15 protein-coding genes are annotated in these 19526 nt (G+C 66.4%); 10 read left to right on the top strand and 5 right to left on the bottom strand.

The genetic code is table 11. The annotated features are described in order from the left end of the window. The first annotated feature begins 40 nt into the window (after positions 1-40). The 3 genes from H3H39_RS12320 (at position 41) to dcd (ending at position 4124) form a co-directional block, all read left to right on the top strand. Entirely contained in the window at positions 41-2494 is a 2454-nt protein-coding gene (locus H3H39_RS12320; RefSeq protein ID WP_182153669.1) for a DNA internalization-related competence protein ComEC/Rec2, read from the top strand. 118 nt (positions 2495-2612) lie between these two features. Next, the gene (locus tag H3H39_RS12315; RefSeq protein WP_182153668.1) at positions 2613-3452 is read left to right on the top strand and encodes an alpha/beta hydrolase; all 840 of its coding nucleotides are present in this window, start codon (positions 2613-2615) and stop codon (positions 3450-3452) included. A 105-nt stretch (positions 3453-3557) separates the two neighbouring features. Next, positions 3558-4124 carry a dCTP deaminase gene (gene dcd / locus H3H39_RS12310; protein ID WP_182153667.1) on the top strand — a complete coding sequence of 189 codons (567 nt, stop codon included), beginning with the start codon at positions 3558-3560 and terminating at the stop codon, positions 4122-4124. Positions 4125-4167: 43 nt separating this feature from the next. Here the strand turns inward: dcd and H3H39_RS12305 are convergent, their stop codons facing one another. Beyond that, positions 4168-5541 carry an ATP-binding protein gene (locus H3H39_RS12305; protein ID WP_182153666.1) on the bottom strand — a complete coding sequence of 458 codons (1374 nt, stop codon included), beginning with the start codon at positions 5539-5541 and terminating at the stop codon, positions 4168-4170. Beyond that, a complete protein-coding gene (locus tag H3H39_RS12300) occupies positions 5538-6215 on the bottom strand; it encodes a response regulator transcription factor (RefSeq protein ID WP_182153665.1) in 678 nt (225 codons plus the stop codon). Before H3H39_RS12300 ends, H3H39_RS12305 begins: the two co-directional genes overlap by 4 nt. A gap of 110 nt (positions 6216-6325) precedes the next feature. Between H3H39_RS12300 and H3H39_RS12295 the strand changes: the two genes are divergently transcribed. From H3H39_RS12295 to H3H39_RS12280, 4 genes are read left to right on the top strand one after another with little or no spacing between them, the layout of a single operon-like run. Further along, entirely contained in the window at positions 6326-7477 is a 1152-nt protein-coding gene (locus H3H39_RS12295) for an efflux RND transporter periplasmic adaptor subunit (protein WP_182153664.1), read from the top strand. Then, positions 7477-10539, top strand: coding sequence for an efflux RND transporter permease subunit (locus H3H39_RS12290; RefSeq protein WP_182153663.1), 3063 nt, complete (start codon positions 7477-7479; stop codon positions 10537-10539). Before H3H39_RS12295 ends, H3H39_RS12290 begins: the two co-directional genes overlap by 1 nt. A gap of 15 nt (positions 10540-10554) precedes the next feature. Further along, entirely contained in the window at positions 10555-10875 is a 321-nt protein-coding gene (locus tag H3H39_RS12285) for a DUF3240 family protein (RefSeq protein WP_182153662.1), read from the top strand. Further along, positions 10872-12125, top strand: coding sequence for a TolC family protein (locus H3H39_RS12280; protein ID WP_182153661.1), 1254 nt, complete (start codon positions 10872-10874; stop codon positions 12123-12125). The genes H3H39_RS12285 and H3H39_RS12280 overlap by 4 nt, the downstream gene beginning before the upstream one ends. A 33-nt stretch (positions 12126-12158) precedes the next feature. Here the strand turns inward: H3H39_RS12280 and H3H39_RS12275 are convergent, their stop codons facing one another. Beyond that, a complete protein-coding gene (locus H3H39_RS12275) occupies positions 12159-13766 on the bottom strand; it encodes a sensor histidine kinase (protein WP_182153660.1) in 1608 nt (535 codons plus the stop codon). A 3-nt stretch (positions 13767-13769) separates the two neighbouring features. After that, entirely contained in the window at positions 13770-14459 is a 690-nt protein-coding gene (locus H3H39_RS12270) for a response regulator transcription factor (RefSeq protein WP_182153659.1), read from the bottom strand. A 186-nt stretch (positions 14460-14645) separates the two neighbouring features. Here H3H39_RS12270 and H3H39_RS12265 point away from each other — a divergent pair, with 186 nt between their 5' ends. Genes H3H39_RS12265 through H3H39_RS12255 form a run of 3 tightly spaced genes read left to right on the top strand, consistent with a single transcriptional unit; the run spans position 14646 to position 16968 of the window. Continuing rightward, on the top strand, positions 14646-15248 hold the full coding sequence (locus H3H39_RS12265) for a Spy/CpxP family protein refolding chaperone (RefSeq protein ID WP_182153658.1): 603 nt from the start codon (positions 14646-14648) through the stop codon (positions 15246-15248). A 48-nt stretch (positions 15249-15296) separates the two neighbouring features. Then, positions 15297-16037: a hypothetical protein gene (locus tag H3H39_RS12260; RefSeq protein WP_182153657.1), complete on the top strand. Its 741-nt coding sequence runs from the start codon at positions 15297-15299 to the stop codon at positions 16035-16037. A gap of 10 nt (positions 16038-16047) precedes the next feature. Continuing rightward, the gene (locus H3H39_RS12255) at positions 16048-16968 is read left to right on the top strand and encodes a dioxygenase family protein (RefSeq protein ID WP_182153656.1); all 921 of its coding nucleotides are present in this window, start codon (positions 16048-16050) and stop codon (positions 16966-16968) included. 146 nt (positions 16969-17114) lie between these two features. On the opposite strand, the gene H3H39_RS12250 is transcribed toward H3H39_RS12255, so the two are convergent. After that, the gene (locus H3H39_RS12250) at positions 17115-19367 is read right to left on the bottom strand and encodes an arginine/lysine/ornithine decarboxylase (RefSeq protein WP_182153655.1); all 2253 of its coding nucleotides are present in this window, start codon (positions 19365-19367) and stop codon (positions 17115-17117) included. Positions 19368-19526: the final 159 nt, after the last annotated feature.

Genomic DNA, 19526 nt, shown 5'->3' with positions numbered 1-19526 from the left:
TCGGCACGTGCCGACGCGGGCCAACCATGGCGGACAGGGGATGCGGACAGCGATCTTGGGTTTTGCGGCGGGCGCCGCGTGGCTGCAGATGCAAGCGGATTTGCCGGAATGGCCAGTCATCGCCTTCGGCATGCTGCTGGCGCTGGCCGGCTGTTGGCTGCGGGACGGCTGGCTGCGCACGGCGCTGGTGTTCGCAGCGGGCCTGTTGCTGGGATTCGGCTGGGCCGCCATGCAGGCGCGCGGCGCGCTGGCCGATCAACTGGATAAGGCGGACGAGGGACGCGACATCACGCTGGTAGGCACCATCGCCAATCTACCGTTTCGCTTCAGTGATGGTGTGCGGTTCAATTTCGCCGTCGAGCGCGTGGTTGGTGCGGACGTGCATGTGCCGGCCAACCTGTCGCTGGCGTGGTATGCGAACTGGCGGGGCGCAGTGACTGAAGCCGGCGAGGCGAGCCGGCAGCCGGCCGATAGCATGACCGGCATCGCGGCCGGAAGCGCGTTTGGCGAAGTGCAGCCGGGCGAACGCTGGCAACTGGCCGTGCGGCTGCAGCGCCCCCACGGTAATGCGAATCCCTACGGCTTTGATTACGAGGTGTGGCTGCTGGAGCAGGGGCTGCGGGCCACCGGCTACGTGCGGCCATCGGCAGCGAACCGGCGGCTGGATAGTTTTGTGCTCAGTTTCGGCCATGTAGTGGAACGCTGCCGTGCCGTCCTGCGTGACCGCATCCAGCGCGCACTGGCGGGCAAGGAATATGCCGGTGTGATCGTGGCGCTGGTCGTCGGTGACCAGCGCGGCATCCCCCAATCGGACTGGAAAGTGTTCAACCGCACCGGTATCGGGCACCTCATTTCCATCTCCGGCTTGCATATCACGATGGTCGCCGGATTGTTCTCGCTGGCCGTTTCCGCGCTGTGGCGGCGCTCCTTCTTCACCAGTTGGCAACTGCCCCTGATCCTGCCAGCGCAAAAGGTGGCGGCGTTGACTGGCGCCAGCGTGGCGCTGTTGTATGTGCTGCTGGCCGGCTTTGGCGTGCCGGCCCAGCGTACGCTGTACATGCTGGCGGTGGTGGCCATTGCCCTGTGGCTGGATCGGATTGCCTGCGTGTCGTATGTGCTGTGCGCCGCGCTGGGGGTGGTGGTGCTGCTCGATCCGTGGGCCGTGCTGTGGCCCGGCTTCTGGCTCTCGTTCGGCGCGGTGGCCGTGATCCTGTATGCGACGGTGGGGCGTACCGTCGTTCGCGCAACGAAGGACGCGCCCTTGCCGCGCCACCGGCGCCTTTGGGAAGCGCTGCGGCTCGGCGCGAACACCCAGTACGCCGTGACGATGGGGCTCGTGCCGCTATCCATGCTGCTGTTCGCGCAAGTGTCGCTCGTCAGTCCGCTGGCCAACGCGGTGGCGATCCCCCTAGTCAGCCTGGTGGTCACGCCGATGTCGCTGGTGGGGAGCGTGCTGCCGATGTCACTGGCGGTTCCTGTGCTGGGCCTGGCGCATTTCATCGTGCAGTTGTTGGCAGCCTGCCTGCATTGGTTCAGCGGCCTGCCATTCGCCGTGTGGGCCGCGCCTACACCGCCGTTCTGGCTGTTCTGCTGGGCCTTGTTCGGCACCGTCTGGATGCTGGCGCCGCGCGGCTGGCCCGTACGCTGGCTGGGCCTGGCGACCTGGATACCGCTGCTGGCGGCCACGCCCACGCACCCGCGCGAGGGCGCCATGCGCGTGACGGCGTTCGATGTAGGGCAGGGCATGGCGCTGCTGATCGAGACGAGCGGGCATCGCCTGCTGTATGACACAGGTCCGCTGTACTCGGACGTATCGAACGGCGGCAACCGGGTCATCCTGCCATATCTGGGTGCGCGTGGCATCGTGACGTTGGATGGCATGATAGTCACTCATAGCGACAGCGACCATTCCGGCGGCGCGCTGGCCGTGCTGGCGGCGATGCCGGTGGACTGGCTACTGTCCTCACTGCCACCGGAACACGCCATCGTGCGCGCCGCCCGCCAGCATCACCACTGCACGGCAGGGCAGCACTGGGACTGGGATGGCGTGCGTTTCGAGATGCTGCATCCGCTGCAAGTCAGTTATGCCGACGCCACGCTTAAGCCCAACGCGCGCGGCTGCACGCTGAAGATTACGGCCGGCGGCAAATCGTTGCTGCTGGCGGCCGACATCGAAGCGCCGCAGGAGGCGGCCTTGTTGCAGCGAGCCGCCGCCGGCTTGGGCGCCGACGTGCTGCTGGCACCGCACCACGGCAGCGGCACTTCGTCCACGCCGGCGTTCCTGCTGGCCGTCCACCCCCGGCTAGCGGTCTTTCAGGTCGGATATCGGAACCGCTATCACCATCCCAAGCCAGAAGTGTATGCGCGTTATGCCGCGCTGGGCATACAACGTCTGCGGACGGATGAATCGGGTGCAGTAACCCTGGACTTCGATGGCGGAGTGCAGGCGGCGGCGTTTCGTAGCTTGCAACCGCGCTATTGGTATGGTCGCTGAGTGAGGGCGAACGAAAATTAGAGCACCTCCACCAACCCTCCCGCGGCACCTCTATTACAATAAAACGATCACCACCCAATGGAGACAGCCTTGTACTGCAAGGTGTTAGCATAAAAACATGAGCAAACCGCAGCTGCATTTCGCCCACGCCAATAGCTACCCGGCCGGCACCTACCGCCAGTTTTTTGACTATTTAGGCCGCGAGTTCGATATCCAGGCGCTCGACATGCACGCCCATAACCCGCTGTATCCCGTCACGGATTGCTGGGATGCGCTGGTGGACGAGTACATCGCCGAGCTGTCGGCGCGCTACACCGAGCCCGTCATCCTGCTGGGCCATTCGCTGGGCGGCATGTTGAGCCTCATGGTCGCCTACAAGCGCCCGGACCTGGTGCGCTGCGTCGTCATGCTCGATTCGCCCGTGGTGGCAGGCTGGCGAGCGCTGTTCTGGCGCGTGATGAAGATGACCAAAGGTGCGGACAAGTACTCGCCGGCCAAGTTCTCGGCCCGCCGCCGCTTTGTGTGGCCGGACGCGGAAGCGGCCTACCAGCACTTCGTGAGCAAGGACCTGTTCGCGGCCTGGGCGCCCGGCGTGCTGCGCGATTACATGGAACATGGCCTGAAACCGCACCCGGAAGGGGTGCAACTGCGCTTCACCCGCGAGATTGAGACGGCTGTCTACCGCAGCCTGCCGCACCATTTGGGCGCGATGATGCGCGGCCGCTTCCCGGTGCCGATCGGTTTCATCGGCGGTACGGATTCGTGGGAAACCAGCCAGTCCGGCCTGGACCACACCCAGGCGCTGGTGGGCGAGCATTTCCGCCTGCTGCCGGGCGGCCACCTGTTCCCCATGGAGTCGCCTGAGCAGGCGGCCAACGCCACTTCCGAGATGATCAAGGCGCTGCTGGCCGATGGCCGCCGTGCGCGCGGCCAAAAAAGGCTGCCAGCGCATGCCTGAGCCATGAAAACCTTCAGGTAAGCGGTCGTTTCGCGTAAAATCGCGTGCAAAGCGCCGCGCCGTCGCGCGCGGACCAGCCGTTCCCACTTTTGAGGTACCTTTGCAATGACGATTAAGAGCGATAAATGGATACGCCGGATGGCGGAGCAGCACAAGATGATCGAGCCTTTCGAGCCCGGCCAGGTGCGCGCGCAGGACGGCCGCAAGGTCATCTCCTACGGCACTTCGTCCTATGGTTACGATATCCGCTGTGCCGATGAATTCAAGATTTTCACCAACATCAACAGCACCATCGTCGATCCGAAGAACTTCGATTCGAACTCCTTCGTGGACGTCAAGAGCGACGTCTGCATCATCCCACCCAACTCGTTCGCGCTGGCGCGCACCATCGAGTACTTCCGCATTCCGCGCAATGTGCTGACGGTCTGCCTGGGTAAATCGACCTACGCCCGTTGCGGCATCATCGTCAACGTCACGCCGTTCGAACCGGAGTGGGAAGGCTACGTCACGCTGGAATTCTCCAACACCACGCCGCTGCCCGCCAAGATCTACGCCGGCGAAGGCTGCGCCCAGGTGCTGTTCTTCGAAAGCGATGAAATCTGCGAAACGTCGTACAAGGACCGCAACGGTAAATACCAGGGCCAGCACGGCGTGACCCTGCCCAAGGCTTAAGCAGTATGGCCATGCCGGGGCTAGTCCCCGGCGCCCGCCGCCTTCATTGGGTGGCGATGGCGGGGAAGAATACCCGCACACCCAATCCCCGTCCATCGAGCCCGTCGCCCAGTTGCACGCTGGCACCGTGGGCGTCCGCCACGCGGCGGACGATGGACAATCCCAGCCCGCTGCCCGGTTGATTCGCGTCCGCCAGGCGGAAGAAGCGGTCGAACACCCGTTCGCGCATCGCGGCCGGGATGCCAGGGCCGGTATCGGCCACTTCCAGGCACACTTGATCCCCCTCGCGCCGGCACGACAGGCGCACCACGCCCGGCTGCGGCGTGTAGCGCATGGCGTTGTCGCATACATTCCGCAACAGGATCAGGATACTGTCCGGGTCCAGCATGCAGCGCGCGGGCGATAATTCCGTCTCCAATTGCAGGCCGTGGCGGCGTGCCTGCTCGCGCAAGGCCGGCACCTGCGTGGCCAGCAGTTCGCACAGGTCCAGCGCTTGCAGGGCGGGGTGGGCGCCCGTTTGCGGTTCCAGCCGCGACAGCGTCATCAACTGATCCACCAGACGGCTGGCCCGATCCACGCTGGCGCCCAGTCCGGCCAGGAACTCATTGCGCTCGGCATCGTTGCGGGCGCGCTGGATCACCTGCAGATTGGTCTTGATGGCGGCCAGCGGCGTGCGCAGCTCGTGCGCGGCGTCGGCCGTGAAGCGCTGCTCGTGTTCCAGCGTCTGGCGCACGCGCGTGAACAGGTGGTTGATGGCGCGCAGCAGCGGCTGTACTTCCGTCGGCGCGCCGTCCACGCTCACTTCGCGCAATTCGTTCGGGGTGCGCTCGGCCACTTCGCCGGCGCTGCGCTGCAAGGCGCGGAACACGCGGTTGATGCTCCACCAGATGGCGCCCGCCAGCAGCGGCACGGCCAGCAGCGCGTAGGCGGCGATGCGGTGGGCGAACTTGTCGCTGATCTCCTGGCGGTGGCTGGCCGGTTCCGCCAACTGGATCTGCAACTGGCCTTTGCCGTCCCAGCTGGTGTAGGTGCGCCAGCGGCGGTTGTCGATCGTGGTCCATCCCAGCCCGTCGGTGTCGGCGAATGCCTGTTCCGGCGCGGCGGCGCTCTTGTACAGCAGGTGGCCGTTCTTGTCCCACAACTGGAAGATCAGATATTCGCCGTGCATCAGGTCATCATGCTCGTCCAGCGCCGTGGCATCCACGCCCTGGCGCTCTTCCACTTCATGCGCGGCCAGCGTCAGCAACAGATGGGCCGTCTCCGTCAGCGACTGGTCGAACAGTTCCTGGCTTTCCCGGTCCGCTTCCAGATACACGGTGAACGCGCTCACGGCCCACACGGCGCAGGTGAGGCTGAGCAGCACCATCAGCAGCGTGCGCCGCAGCGACCAGCTGCGTGCAGGGGCGGCCGTCGTCATGGCGCGGGGACGGCCGGCGCCGGGTCGATGGTGTAGCCCACTGCGTGCACGGTGCGGATCAGTTCCTTGCCCAGTTTGCGGCGCAGGTGGTGGATGTGGACCTGGATCGCGTTGCTCTCCACTTCCTCGCCCCAGCTGTACAGGGTTTCCTCCAGTTGTTCTCGGCTCAGCACCCGGCCCCGGTTCTCCACCAGCATCAGCAGGATGCCGTATTCCTTGCTCGTCAGGGGCACCGGCTGGCCGGCGCTGCGCACCTGGCGCGCGGCCGTGTCGATTTCCAGTGCGCCGTGGGTGAGTAGCTCCTGCGTGCGCCCGGCCGCGCGGCGGCTGGCGGAACGGATGCGGGCCGCCAGTTCGTCCAGGTCGAAGGGCTTGATGATGAAATCGTCCGCGCCGCCATCGAGGCCGGCGATGCGGTCGGGCACCTGGTCGCGTGCCGTGACGATCAGGATCGCGCCCGCGTAGCCATTGGCGCGCAGGTTGCGCAGCACCTGCATGCCGTCCATGTGCGGCAAGCCCAGGTCCAGCAGCACGCAGTCGTAATGGTGCAGGCGGGCGGCCGTCAGCGCGCTTTCGGCCGATTGCACCCAATCGACCGCGTAGCCTGACTGGTCCAATCCGATCTGGGTGGCACGGCCCAACTGGGGATCATCCTCGACCAACAATATACGCATGGTGTTCTCTCTCCTGTCGACATGATCCCATGGTAGGGCGAGGTTGTTAAGAAGCTCTTAACAAGTTTCGCCCACTATGCGCGGCATTGACCACACATCCACAGGCTGTCATGACTTCCATACCTACCCATCCCGCCGCCCGCCGCGGCCGACTGTTGCTGCTGGCCGGTGCGCTGGCGGCTGTCTTCTCGTCCGCCGGGGCACGGGGCGCTACCGAGGAATTGATCAAGCTGGACGCGGCCCAGCGGAGCCGCGCCGGCGTCCAGACCGTGGCCGTGGGCGCCGCGCCGGCGCAGGATGGCGCCACCAGCGGCCAGCAGCTGGCCGGCACGGTGGTGGCGGCGCCCGAGGGTACGGCGGTCCTGAGCAGCATCGTGGGCGGTGTGATACAGCAGGTGCATGTGAGCCCGTTGCAGGACGTGCGGACCAACACACCGGTCGTCACCCTGTTCAGCCAGCAGTTGGTGGAGTGGCAGCGCGATTATCTGCAACTGGCCACGCAAGCCACGCTGACGAAGCAAAAGCTGGCCCGCGACGAAGCCTTGTTCGCGGACGGCTTGATCGCCCGTTCGCGGCTGGAGGAAAGCCGGGCCGCCGCCATGCAGGCTTCCGTCATGGCCAGTGAGCGGCGCCAGGCGTTGCGCGCCGCCGGCATGGGGCAAGCGCAATTGCAGCGCTTACAGGAGCAGCAGGCCATGTCGCCCGCCTTGACGCTGACGGCGGGCGCCGCCGGCACCTTGCTGGAACTGCCGCTGTCGCCCGGCCAGCGGGTGGAGGCGGGCGTGCCGCTGGCGCGCATCGCCAAGTCCGGCGCGCTGTGGCTGGAGTTGCAGGCATCGCCCCAGTTGGCGGCGCAACTGCGGGTGGGCGACGCGGTGCAGGTGGCCGGTTGCGGTGCGGCCCGGGTGCGGGCGCTGTCGCCCCAGCTCGACGCGGGCAACCAGAGCGTGCTGGTACTGGCGCGCATGGAGGGTGGCGACGCTTGCCTCAAATTGAACCAGTATGTGCAGGCCACGGTCGCGGCCAAGCCGGCTGGCGGCGTGCAACTGCCATCGTCGGCCCTGGTACGGCGCGGCGCGGCCAGCTTTGTCTTCGTGCAGCGTAGCACCGGCTTCGCGGCGGTCCCGGTGACGGCGGCGCCAGCGGGGGCGGACGCGATGTGGGTACAGGGCGCGCTGCCCGCCGGCAGCCAGGTGGCTGTGCGCGGCGTGGCCGCCATCAAGGGGGCCTGGCTGGGGCTGGGTGCGGAAGGAGACAAGTGATGCTGGAACGCCTGATCGCATTCGCGCTATCCCAACGCCTCCTGATGCTGGTGCTTACGCTGCTGCTGGCGGGCGCCGGCGTGCAGGCGCTGCGTGGGTTGCCGATCGACGCCTTTCCCGACGTCTCCGGCACCCAGGTCAAGCTGATCATGAAAGCGCCCGGCATGACGCCGGAAGAAGTGGAGGCGCGCATCGTGGCGCCCATCGAGCAGGAATTGCTGGGGATTCCGCGCCAGGTCATGCTGCGCTCGCAGTCCAAGTACGCGATCGCCGACGTGACGCTGGATTTCCAGGACGGCACGGACGTGTTCTGGGCCCGCCAGCAGGTCAGTGAACGGTTGGCCGCGGTGTTGAAGGATTTGCCGGCCAACGTGGCCGGCGGCCTGGCGCCCATCACCACGCCGCTGGGTGAGGTGTTCATGTTCACCATTGAAGGCCCGCTGTCGCTGGCCGAAAAACGCACGCTGCTCGATTGGACGATCCGCCCACAACTGCGCGGCATCCCCGGCGTGGCTGAAGTGAACACGCTCGGTGGCCTGGTGCGCAGTTTCGAGGTGGTGCCGGATGTGACGGCGCTGGCCGCGCGCCGCCTGTCGCTGTCGCAGTTGCAGGCCGCCCTGGAGAACAACAACCGTAACGATGGCGCCGGGCGCCTGGGCGCGGGTGAGGAATCGCTGCTGGTGCGCAGCGACGGCAATATCCGCACGCTGGATGACGTGCGCGCCATCAGTGTCGCGTCGCGCGATGGCATGACGGTGCGCGTGGGCGATGTGTCCACCGTCCGCATCGGCCAGCTGACACGCTATGGCAGCGTGACCGAAAACGGCAAGGGCGAAGCGGTGGAGGCGCTGGTGCTGGCCATGCGCGGCGCCAACGCGCAGCAAGTGGTGAACGAGGTGCGCGACAAACTGGCGCAGGTCGGCAAGACGCTGCCCGCCGGGACCACCATCAAGACCTTCTACGACCGGGGCAATCTGGTGGAGCGGGCCGTGGGCACCGTTACCTCCGCGCTGGGCGAGGCGACTGTGCTGGTGGTGCTGCTGTTGTATCTGTTCCTTGGCAACCTGCGCTCGGCGCTGGTGGTGGCGTGCATCCTGCCGTTGGCCGCGTTGGGCACGTTTGTCCTGATGCAGGCTTATGGTTTGAGCGCCAACCTGATGTCGCTGGGCGGGCTGGCCATCGCCATCGGCATGCTGGTGGACGCGGCCGTCGTGGTGGTGGAGAACATCGAGGCGCACGGCAGTGGGCAAGGGCCGAAGCTGGCCCGCCTGCACGTGATCTACCGGGCCGTGCGCGAGGTGGCCTTGCCGGTGACGGCAGGCATGCTGGTCATCATGATCGTATTCCTGCCGCTGCTGTCGCTGCAAGGACTGGAGGGCAAGCTGTTTGGTCCTGTGGCGCTGACCATCATCTTCGCGCTGGCCGCCTCGCTGCTGCTGTCGCTGACCGTGATCCCGGTATTGGCCTCGCTGCTGCTGAAAGAACATCACGGCGACGCGCCCCGGCTGGTGCAATGGCTGGAGCGCCAGTACCGCAGGCTGCTGGTGGCGGCGCTGGGCCATGGCCGCAAGGTGGCCGTGGGGGCAGTGGGCGCTCTGGTGCTGGCGGCCGTGCTGTTCCCGTTCATTGGCAAGTCCTTCATGCCCACGCTGGACGAGGGCGACATCATCATGCAGATCGAGAAGCTGCCGTCGGTGAATTTGCAGGAGTCGGCGCGGCTGGACATGGCGCTGCAGCAGCGCATCCTGGAGCAGGTGCCCGAGGTGTCGCGCATCGTGGCCCGCCTGGGTTCCGACGAATTGGGGCTGGACCCCATGGGCTTGAACGAGACGGACAGCTTCCTGGTGCTGAAGCCGCGCGCCCAGTGGCGCAGCCAGGACAAGGAAGTGCTGATCGACGCCTTGCGCGCCGCCACGGCGGGCTTCCCCGGCCTGAACATCAGCTTCACCCAGCCGATCGAAATGCGCACTTCGGAAATGCTGTCCGGCGTGCGGGGCGACCTGGCCGTGAAAATCTACGGGCCTGACCTGAAGCGCCTTGGCGAACTGGCCGACGCGATGGTGGCCGCCGTGCAGGCCGTCCCCGGCAGCGAGGATGTCCTGACCATCAAGAACAGCGGCGTGCAGTATCTGCAGGTGGAGCTGGACCGTGCCGCCGTGGGCCGCGCCGGCCTCAGTGGCGATCAGGTGCAGAACGATTTGCGCACGCTGGTGGAAGGCCGCACGGTGGGCGTGGTGGTGGAGCAGGGCCGCCGGTCGCCTCTGCTGCTGCGGGGCGCGGACCAGTTGCAGCGCTCGCCCGAGCTGTTCCAGCAACTGCGCTTGCCGCAGGAGGGCGGCGATGCGCTGGCGATCGGTCAACTGGCGGCGCTACGCATGGTGGACGGCCCCGTCAAGGTCGAGCGCGAGAACGCGTCGCGCATGGTGGTGGTGCGTGCCAACGTCCGGGGCCGCGACCTCGTGGGCTTTGTCGATGAAGCCAAGACACGGGTGGCCAAGCAGGTCGCCCTGCCGCCGGGCTACCACATGGCCTGGGGAGGCCAGTTCGAGAACCAGCAGCGCGCGGCAGCCCGCCTGGGCATGGTGGTGCCGGTGGCGCTGGCGCTGATCTTCCTGCTGCTGTTCGCCACCTTGCACAGCGTACGGCAAGCCTTGCTGGTGTTCGTGAACATTCCGTTCGCGCTGGTGGGCGGCGTGCTGGCCCTGGCCGTGACGGGGCAGTACCTGTCCGTGCCTGCCTCCGTCGGTTTCATCGCGCTGATGGGTATCGCGGTCCTGAACGGACTGGTGATGATCACCTGCTTTAACCAGTTGCTGGCGCGCGGCACGCCGCTGGCGGACGTGGTGGTGGAGGGCGCCTTGCGCCGCCTGCGCCCCGTGCTGATGACTGCCTGTATCACGGGCTTTGGCCTGGTGCCGCTATTGCTGGCCAGCGGCCCCGGTTCGGAGATCCAGAAACCGCTGGCCATCGTCGTCACGGGCGGCTTGCTGAGCGCGACCTCACTGACCTTGATCCTGTTGCCGCTGCTGTTCCGCCGTTTTGGCATGGCGCGGCATGGTTGAAAGAAGAGAATGAATATGACTACCGATACTCAATACGAGGCCATGCTGACGCTAGCCATACCCGGCGCATTGGAAGGCGATGTGCTGGATTTCCTGCTGCTGCACCCCGAGCAGGCGCCCGGATTCTCCGTGGTGGATGCGCATGGCATGGGCCAGGGCGCGACCCTGCACACGACGCTGGAGCAGGTGCAGGGCCGCTGCCGCCGCAAGCTGGTGCACGTTGTGGGCAGCGTGGACGGCCTGAAAGCGCTGGTGGCGCAACTGGCGGCGGAACTGCGCAATGCCGAAGTGGCGTGGTGGCTCACACCGGTGATCGCGTTCGGGAGACTGGTATGAAGCGCCTCGCCTTGGCATCCCTCTACGCGCTGCTGGCCGGCGCACCGGCCTGGGCCTGGGCTCAGCACGCGGCCGAGCCGGGACTGGCGCTGCTGCCGCCTGAAGCCACGGTGCGGCAGGTGCTGGCCGCCATGCCGCAATTGCGCGAGGTGGCCTTGCAGGGCGAACTGGCGCAGGCCAACAAGGCCGGGCTGGAAGCGGGGCGGCATGAATGGACGGTGCGCGGCGGTGTGAGCACCCGTAACGAGCTGGCCGGACCCACCTGGCGCGAACAGGAACTGGCATTGGAGCGGCCCGTACGCTGGTTTGGCAAGGCGGCGCAGGATGCGGCCATCGGCGCCACCGGCATCGCTGTGGCGGAAGCGGCGCACGAGGACGCGTGGCACGAAGCGGGGCGTACCCTGATGACGGACTGGTTCTCCGCCGTGCGCGAGAATGTGGCGGTGGCGCGGCTGGAGCAGCAGTATGCGCTGGCGGGTCAACTGGTGCGCATCGCGGTGCAGCGCGTGAAGGCGGGCGATGGCGCGGCGCTGGAGCAGTTGCAGGCGGAAACGGAGCAGTCCCGTGTGGCGGCGCAATTGCAGCAGGCACGCCAGCGCGGCGCGTTGGCGCAGCAGTTGCTACGGTCGACCTATCCGGGGCTGCCGCCAGCGCTGGCTGGCGCGCTGCCCGTGCCACCGGAGGCGGAGGGCACGGCCGACAGCTGGGTCGCCAGCATCGTCGGCCACAATCACGAACTGGAATTGGCCGAAGGTGAGGCCCGGCTGGCGGCGCAGCAGGCCCGCCGCACCAGCGCCGAGCGCATGCCCGATCCGACCGTGAGCGTGCGTGCCAGCCGCGAGCGGGGCGGGCAGGAGCGCGTGTTGGGACTGATGCTGTCTATGCCCTTGCCGGGTGCCGCCCGTGGCGCGGACACGCGCGCCGCCAGCGCGCGCGCGGAGCAGGCCAGGGAGCGGCTGGACCTGGCGCGTATCCGGGTCGACGCGGCGGCGCGCCGGGTGGTGCTTGACAGTGGCCACAGCCGCCAGATCTGGCAAACCATGGACAGCATCGCGCAACAGAGCGAACGCCAGGCGGCCCTGATGATGAAGGCCTATGCGGCCGGTGAAGTCAGTTTGAGCGAGGCATTGTTAGCCCGGCGGCAGGCGTTGGATGCGGCACTGGCGGCGCAAACGTCCCAGCTGGACGCGCTGCAAGCCTACGCGCGCTTGAAGCTCGACGCCCATATGCTGTGGGCGTTTGAGGAGTAGTCGCCGCGAGCGGACTTCGTCGCCGGTGTGTGGTCAACTGGCGTCATGCATGCCGGTTGCGCGCTGCTGGGCCAACGGCAGCGTGATTTCCACGCACAGGCCACCCTCGGGCTGGTTGCTGGCCGTGATGCCGCCGCCGTGGGCGTGCACCACATGCTGGGCGATGGCCAGGCCCAGGCCATGGCCATCCGTATCGTTGCGGGTGTTGCTGGACCTGAAGAAGGGCTGGAAGATGGATGCCAGTTCGTCCGCCGCCACACCCGGACCGCTGTCCAGCACACGGATGCCCAACTGGCGCGCATGGAGGCGTGGCCGCAGCTGCAGCAGCACCGTACCGCCTTCGGGACTGTGCTTGATGGCGTTGCGCACCACGTTTTCGATGGCGCGCGCCAGCAGGTCCGCCTGGCCGATCACCAGCACATCGGCCTCGCCGTCGCACACCACGCCGCGATGCTGGCTGGATGCCTCGAAGCTGGCGTCGTCGGCGATCTGCTGCAACAGGTCGGCCATGCTGATTTCCTCCTGCCCCGCCCCCAGCGCACCCGCTTCCAGGCGCGACAGCGTGAGCAATTCGCCCACCAGCTTGTCCATGCGCACGCTCTCGCGCTCGATACGCGCCATCGATGACGCCATCTTGTCCGGCTGCTGATGCGCCAGGCCGATGGCCGCCTGCATCCGTGCCAATGGCGAGCGCAGTTCGTGCGACACGTCGTGCAACAAGCGGGTCTGGCCGTCGATCAGGCTGCGCAGGCGCGCCGTCATGCGGTCGAAATCGCGCCCCAGGTCATTCAGTTCCGTGCCCCGTTTGCCGGATGCGTCCACAAAACGGGGCGCCAGGTCGCCGTCGGCGGCCGCTTCAAAGGCGGCCCTCAGCGCGCGGATGGGACGGGAAAAATACCAGGCCAGCAGTACCGCGAACAGCAGGCTGGCCAGGATGGCCGCCATGATCGGCACATACGGTGCCAGCGGCTGGAAGCGGGGGTTGCGGCCATCAGGTGGCGGCCCGGCGTGTGGCGGACCGCCTTCGCCGGGCGGCGGCATACGCATTGCTACGCTGTCGGATGCGGGTCGTGCGTCGCCGTCGCGTGGCATGGGGGGCGGGCCGGCGGGGCCGTCGCCGGGACCGTGGCGCGGCGGTTCGCCCATGCGCGGTTCGCCCATGCGGGGTTGGCCCAGGCGCGGGTCAGCCAAGCCGGCCAGCAACGGATTGGGATAGCCGCCGTCGAATCCACGCAGGCGCTCGTGCGACGGCAGGAACAGCAGGTAGTGCTGGCCGCGTCCATCATGCGCGTCGCGTACGGCCGGCCGGGCATCATCCTCCTTCAGCAAGGCGCGCGCTTCGGCCAGCATGACGGGACTGACGGTGCGCCCCAGCAGCTCCCGGCCTTGCGCATCGACGGCGTAGACCCGGTGGTGGCGCATGGCCTCCAGCAGGCCGCGCAGGGCGTCGGCGCCGCCAAATTGGAGCGTGGCGGCGGCCGAGTTGATGGCAATTTCGGCCGGCGGACTGGTGTCGATGGCGGTGCTGGCGTTGTTGGCCGCGTTGCGGTTCTTGAGCCAGACGGCGCCGCCTATGCCCACCGTGGCCGCCAGTTGGGCCAGCAGGATGGAGAGGAAGAACTTCCAGAACAGGCGGCCCACGGCTTACTCCTTGATCAGCTGGTAGCCCTGGCGGTACACGGTCTGCAGGCAGGAGCGGCCGTCGGCGATGGTGCCCAGCTTGTGCCGCAGGCTGCTCAGGTGCACATCGATATTGCGGTCGAAGCGGGCCATGGGGCGCCCCAGGCCCTGTTCGGACAGGGTGTTCTTGCTGACCGGCCGCCCGGCATTGCGGGCCAGGACTTCCAGCAGGTTGAATTCGGTGCTGGTCAGTTGCAGCTTGACGCCGGCCCAGGCGGCGCGGCGCTGTTCCGGCCACATGGTGAGCTGGCCGACGGTGAGCGTGGCGGCGCCGCCAACGTCCGCCGGCGCGGCCTGGGCCCGGCGCAGGATGGCGCGGATGCGGGCCGTCAGCTCGCGCGGCGTGCAGGGTTTGGCCACGTAATCGTCGGCGCCCAGCTCCAGGCCCACGATGCGGTCCGTGTCGTCGCCGCGCGCCGTCAGCATCAGGATCGGTAACTGGCTGCTGGTGCGGATGCGGCGCAGGGTTTCCAGTCCGTTCATGCGCGGCATCATCACGTCCAGGATGGCGATCGCGTAGCTGCCGGTGAACGCTTCGGCCGTTCCGGCTTCGCCGTCGTGGACAGCTTTGACCTCAAAGCCTTCCTGCTCCAGGTATTCCTGGAACATGCCTATCAGTTCGATATCGTCATCTATCAGCAGTACTTTGCTCATCGCAGCGGGTGGGGGCAGTGTGGATGCGGCCATCATAACGCAAGCGGCACTGGCCCCAGCGCGGATTTACCCGCTTTTACACGGGCGCCGGGCCGCATCTTTACACGGATTTACCTTGTCCTAACGGCGCTTTACACCTCCCGGCCAGAGAATGGCGGCTCCACTGTACAAACAAGGACCGCAGTCATGAATATCAAGAAAACCAATCTGCAAGCATTCCTGTTGGCCGCGATGCTGGCCTTGCCTCTGGCCGCCAACGCCAATGCCGACGCGGCCGCGCTGGCCGCGATGCCTGATGATGCACCCGGCGCCGGCCCCGCTTGTGGCCATCCATCCGCTCCTGGCAGAGAGGAAGGCCATCCGATGCGCGGTCCGGAAGCCATGCGCGGCGGCCCGGCCATGCCCGGCATGATGGTGCCGTTCGGCGCCCCCGGCATGGCCGGCCAGCCGCCATTCCTGCGCGGCCTGGAACTGAGCGAGGCGCAGCAGGACAAGGTATTCGCCATCCTGCACGCCCAGGAACCCTATCTGCGTGACCAGGGCAAGGCCGCCGCCAAAGCCCATGCCGGACTGCGTGAGCTGGCCCATGGGGCCCAGTACGACGACGCGAAGGCGGCATCGCTAACCCAGGCCGGCGCACAGGCCATGGCCAACATCATGCTGCAGCACGTGCGCACCGAACAGAAGCTGCTGGCCGTGCTGACGCCTGAACAGCGCAAGCAACTGGCCGATGACCATACGCGCCCGCAGGATCAGGCACGCCAGCCAGCACGCGCACCACGCCAGTAATCCGGTCTATCCATCCACCACGTTCCACCCCAAACCAAGGAGAACACGATGTCGATCAATGCCCTCAGCGCCAGTAGTGCTGTCAGCCAGATGAGCTATTTGAGTAAAACCAGTTCCACGTCCGGCGCCGGCGACAGCGGCCAGGTGCGCGGCGGCCCGCCACCGGGCGGACGCCCGGATGGTGGCGGCTTTGTCGCCGCGATCGCGAACGCGCTCAAGGAAATTGGCGTGACCAGCACCGGCAGCAGCACGTCCAGTGCCGGCACGTCGACCGACAGCACGACCAGCAGCGCCAGCGACACCACGTCCACCAGCGACACCTCCAGCACGGACGGCAGCAATGTGGCGCAGGCGTTGGGCAGCTTCCTGCAAAGCCTGATGGGCGCGCTGCATGCGCAAGGCAGCGCCAATGAAGACGGTCCACCGCCCTATGGCGAAGGACAGCAGGGGCAGGGCATGGGTGGGCCGGGCGGCGCCGGAGGTGCTGGTGGTCCCGGACGGCTGGCGTCCGACCTGCAAAGCCTGATCTCGAAGCTGGGCAGCTCAACGTCCACCTCGTCGAGTTCGTCCACAAGCTCCACCAGCGATACGGACGACACCACGGCAACCGACGCCACCTCCGACCTGGAGAGCACATTCAAGAACCTGCTCGACCAGTTGGGCGGCAGCAGCACCAGCGGCACCAGCAGCGCCGACAGCAACGACAAGCTGGCCAGCTTTCTGCAAGCGCTGTCGAACAACCTGTCCGGCGCCGGCAGCAGCGGCAATCTGATTAACACCACTGTTTAAGGACCGGACAATGGAGGCAAATCACGAGGCACACGGCCACAGTCTGGCGGAGGACCTGGCCGCCATGATGGGGATGCAGGCCAGCCGGCGCCAGTCGCTGCGGTGGCTGCTGGCTGGCGCGTCGGCGCTGCCGGTGCTGGGCTGTGGCGGGGGCTCGTCCACGACGGACAGCAGCACGACCAGCACCGGCACGGGTACGTCGTCCGGCACCAGCGGGAGCTCCAGTGGCAGCACGAGCGGCAGCACGGGCGGCACTACCGGCACAGGATCGGCCGGCTCCTGCGCCGTCATACCGGAGGAGACGGGTGGCCCATACCCGGCCGACGGCACCAACAGCAACGGCACCGGCAGCGGCACCACCAGTGTGCTCAACCTGTCGGGTGTGGTTCGCAGCGATATCCGCAGCAGTTTCAATGGCGCGACCGGCGTGGCTGCCGGCGTGCCGCTGACCATCAAGCTGCAGATCGTGAACGCCAACGGCAGCTGCGCGGCCTTGCCGGGTTATGCCGTCTACCTGTGGCACTGCGACCGGGACGGCAACTACTCGCTCTATTCCAGCGGCGTGACGGACCAGAACTACCTGCGCGGCGTGCAGGAGGCGGACAGCACCGGCACCGTCACCTTCAGCACCGTCTTCCCCGGCTGCTACGCGGGGCGCATGCCACACGTGCATTTCGAAGTCTATCCATCGCTGGCGAAGAGCGTGAGCGCGGCAAACCGGGTCAAGACGTCCCAGTTCACTTTCCCGATGGCGACCTTGAACGAGGTCTATGCGAGCACCGGCTACAATACCAGCGTGCGTAACCTGGCCCAGATCAGCTATGCTACCGACAACGTGTTCAGCGACGGCACCTCCTTGCAGATGGTGGCGGTGACGGGCAATGCGACGGATGGCTATGTCGTCACGCTGACGGTGGGCGTGGGCGTCTGACGCCGTTCCGGCCGAACGGCCACACAGGCATGCGGCAACGCGCCGCATGCATGCCGCGGCTGGTGGCGTTGGTGCAAAGAAAATCGGGGAGGTAACACGGCGCGAAAACCGTGTTACCTCCCCGACTAGTCATCCCGGTGGGCGGCTTACTGTTTGACGCAGTCGACGAAGTAGCCGCGCTTGCCGTCCACTTCGCGCTTGACCAGGCCGTGCACGTCCGTCTCGAAGCCGGGGAAGCGCTCGTTGAAGTCGCGCGCGAAGCGCAGGTAGTCGACGATGGTCTTGTTGAAACGCTCGCCCGGAATCAGCAGCGGGATGCCCGGTGGGTAAGGCGTCAACAGGATGGACGTGATGCGGCCTTCCAGTTCGTCGATCGCCACGCGCTCGATTTCGCGGTGCGCCATCTTGGCGAAAGCATCCGACGGCTTCATGGCCGGGATCATGTCCGACAGGTACATCTCCGTCGTCAGGCGCGCCACGTCGTAGGCCTTGTAGAAGTTGTGGATCTGCTGGCACAGGTCGCGCAGGCCCATCTTCTCGTAGACCGGATTGGCGGCCGCGAACTCCGGCAGGATGCGCCACATCGGCTGGTTCTTGTCGTAGTCGTCCTTGAATTGCTGCAGCGCCGTCAGCAGCGTGTTCCAGCGGCCCTTGGTGATGCCGATGGTGAACATGATGAAGAACGAGTACAGGCCGCACTTCTCGATGATCACGCCATGCTCGGCCAGGTACTTGGTGACGATGGAGGCGGGGATGCCCGTCTCGGCGAACGTGCCGTCCAGCGACAGGCCGGGGTTGACGATGGTGGCCTTGATCGGGTCGAGCATGTTGAATCCCGGCGCCAGCTTGCCGAAGCCATGCCAGTCGTCGTCGGCGCGGATGATCCAGTCCTCGCGCGTGCCGATGCCGTCTTCCGCGAAGTCGTCCGGACCCCACACCTTGAACCACCAGTCCTTGCCCCATTCCTCATCGATCTTCTTCATGGCGCGGCGGAAGTCCAGCGCCTCGATGATCGATTCCTCCACCAGCGCGGTGCCGCCAGGCGCTTCCATCATGGCCGCGGCCACGTCGCACGAGGCGATGATGGAATATTGCGGCGAAGTCGAGGTGTGCATCAGGTAAGCCTCGTTGAAGGCATCCCGGTCCAGCTTGACCGATTCCGATTCGCGCACCAGTACTTGCGAAGCCTGCGACAGGCCGGCCAGCAGCTTGTGGGTGGACTGGGTCGAGAAGATCATCGACTCCTTGGCGCGCGGACGGTCCTTGCCGATCGCGTGCATGTTCTTGTAGAAGTCGTGGAAGGTGGCGTGCGGCAGCCACGCTTCGTCGAAGTGCAGGGTGTCGATCTTACCGTCCAACATTTCGCGCAGCGTTTCCACGTTGTAGATCACGCCGTCGTAGGTGGACTGGGTGATGGTGAGGATACGGGGCTTCTTGTTGGCCGCTTCGCGCGCGAACGGGTTGGCTTCGATCTTGCGGGCGATGCTCTCGGGCGTGAACTCTTCCAGCGGAATCGGGCCGATGATGCCCAGATGGTTACGGGTCGGCATCAGGAACACGGGAATCGCGCCGCACATGATGATCGAGTGCAGGATGGACTTGTGGCAGTTGCGGTCCACCACCACGATGTCGCCGGGGGCGACGGTGGAGTGCCACACCATCTTGTTCGACGTCGAGGTGCCGTTGGTGACGAAGTAGCAATGGTCGGCATTGAAGATGCGCGCGGCGTTGCGCTCGGACGCGGCCACGGGGCCGGTGTGGTCCAGCAGCTGGCCCAGTTCCTCCACGGCGTTGCAGACGTCCGCGCGCAGCATGTTCTCACCGAAAAACTGGTGGAACATCTGGCCGATGGGCGACTTCAGGAACGCCACGCCACCCGAGTGGCCGGGGCAGTGCCAGGAGTAGGAACCGTCGTTGGCGTAATGCACGAGGGCGCGGAAGAACGGCGGCGACAGGCCGTCTAGGTAGGACTTCGCTTCGCGGATGATGTGGCGCGCCACGAACTCCGGCGTGTCCTCGAACATGTGGATGAAGCCGTGCAGCTCGCGCAGGATATCGTTGGGGATGTGGCGCGAGGTGCGCGTTTCGCCGTACAGGTAGATCGGGATGTCGGCGTTCTTGTAGCGGATTTCCTCGACGAAGGCGCGCAGCGATTTCAGCGCGTGGTCGGTTTCCTCCACCGAGCCGCCGCCGAATTCCTCGTCGTCGATCGACAGCACGAAGGCCGAGGCGCGCGATTGCTGTTGCGCGAATTGCGACAGGTCGCCGTAGCTGGTCACGCCCAGCACTTCCATGCCTTCTTTTTCCATCGCATCGGCCAGGGCGCGAATACCCAGGCCGGACGTGTTCTCGGAACGGAAATCCTCGTCAATAATGACGATGGGGAAACGAAATTTCATGCTGTCTCCAAAAAAGAAGACCGCCCCTGACTGTTGTACAGGGGCGGGCTGGGCGCCCATGGTGTTGGATCAGGACGCGGAAAAAAAATAAGAACGGGATTCTCGCAGAAATGGGGGCATCGTGGTGAAAAAATTAGCCCTTTTTCCGCGATCTGCCCG

Origin of the sequence: Rugamonas apoptosis (assembly GCF_014042355.1) — a bacterium.
Taxonomy (GTDB): Bacteria; Pseudomonadota; Gammaproteobacteria; order Burkholderiales; family Burkholderiaceae_D; genus Rugamonas; species Rugamonas apoptosis.
This window is presented reverse-complemented; position numbering and strand designations above follow the sequence as displayed.

Coding starts and splice junctions, on each gene's coding strand:
- H3H39_RS12315 (WP_182153668.1), top strand. CDS start 2,613: ATGAGCAAACCGCAGCTGCATTTCGCCCACGCCAATAGCTACCCGGCC.
- H3H39_RS12255 (WP_182153656.1), top strand. CDS start 16,048: ATGGAGGCAAATCACGAGGCACACGGCCACAGTCTGGCGGAGGACCTG.
- H3H39_RS12285 (WP_182153662.1), top strand. CDS start 10,555: ATGACTACCGATACTCAATACGAGGCCATGCTGACGCTAGCCATACCC.
- H3H39_RS12265 (WP_182153658.1), top strand. CDS start 14,646: ATGAATATCAAGAAAACCAATCTGCAAGCATTCCTGTTGGCCGCGATG.
- H3H39_RS12305 (WP_182153666.1), bottom strand. CDS start 5,541: ATGACGACGGCCGCCCCTGCACGCAGCTGGTCGCTGCGGCGCACGCTG.
- H3H39_RS12300 (WP_182153665.1), bottom strand. CDS start 6,215: ATGCGTATATTGTTGGTCGAGGATGATCCCCAGTTGGGCCGTGCCACC.
- H3H39_RS12320 (WP_182153669.1), top strand. CDS start 41: ATGCGGACAGCGATCTTGGGTTTTGCGGCGGGCGCCGCGTGGCTGCAG.
- dcd (WP_182153667.1), top strand. CDS start 3,558: ATGACGATTAAGAGCGATAAATGGATACGCCGGATGGCGGAGCAGCAC.
- H3H39_RS12280 (WP_182153661.1), top strand. CDS start 10,872: ATGAAGCGCCTCGCCTTGGCATCCCTCTACGCGCTGCTGGCCGGCGCA.
- H3H39_RS12260 (WP_182153657.1), top strand. CDS start 15,297: ATGTCGATCAATGCCCTCAGCGCCAGTAGTGCTGTCAGCCAGATGAGC.
- H3H39_RS12270 (WP_182153659.1), bottom strand. CDS start 14,459: ATGAGCAAAGTACTGCTGATAGATGACGATATCGAACTGATAGGCATG.
- H3H39_RS12295 (WP_182153664.1), top strand. CDS start 6,326: ATGACTTCCATACCTACCCATCCCGCCGCCCGCCGCGGCCGACTGTTG.
- H3H39_RS12290 (WP_182153663.1), top strand. CDS start 7,477: ATGCTGGAACGCCTGATCGCATTCGCGCTATCCCAACGCCTCCTGATG.
- H3H39_RS12250 (WP_182153655.1), bottom strand. CDS start 19,367: ATGAAATTTCGTTTCCCCATCGTCATTATTGACGAGGATTTCCGTTCC.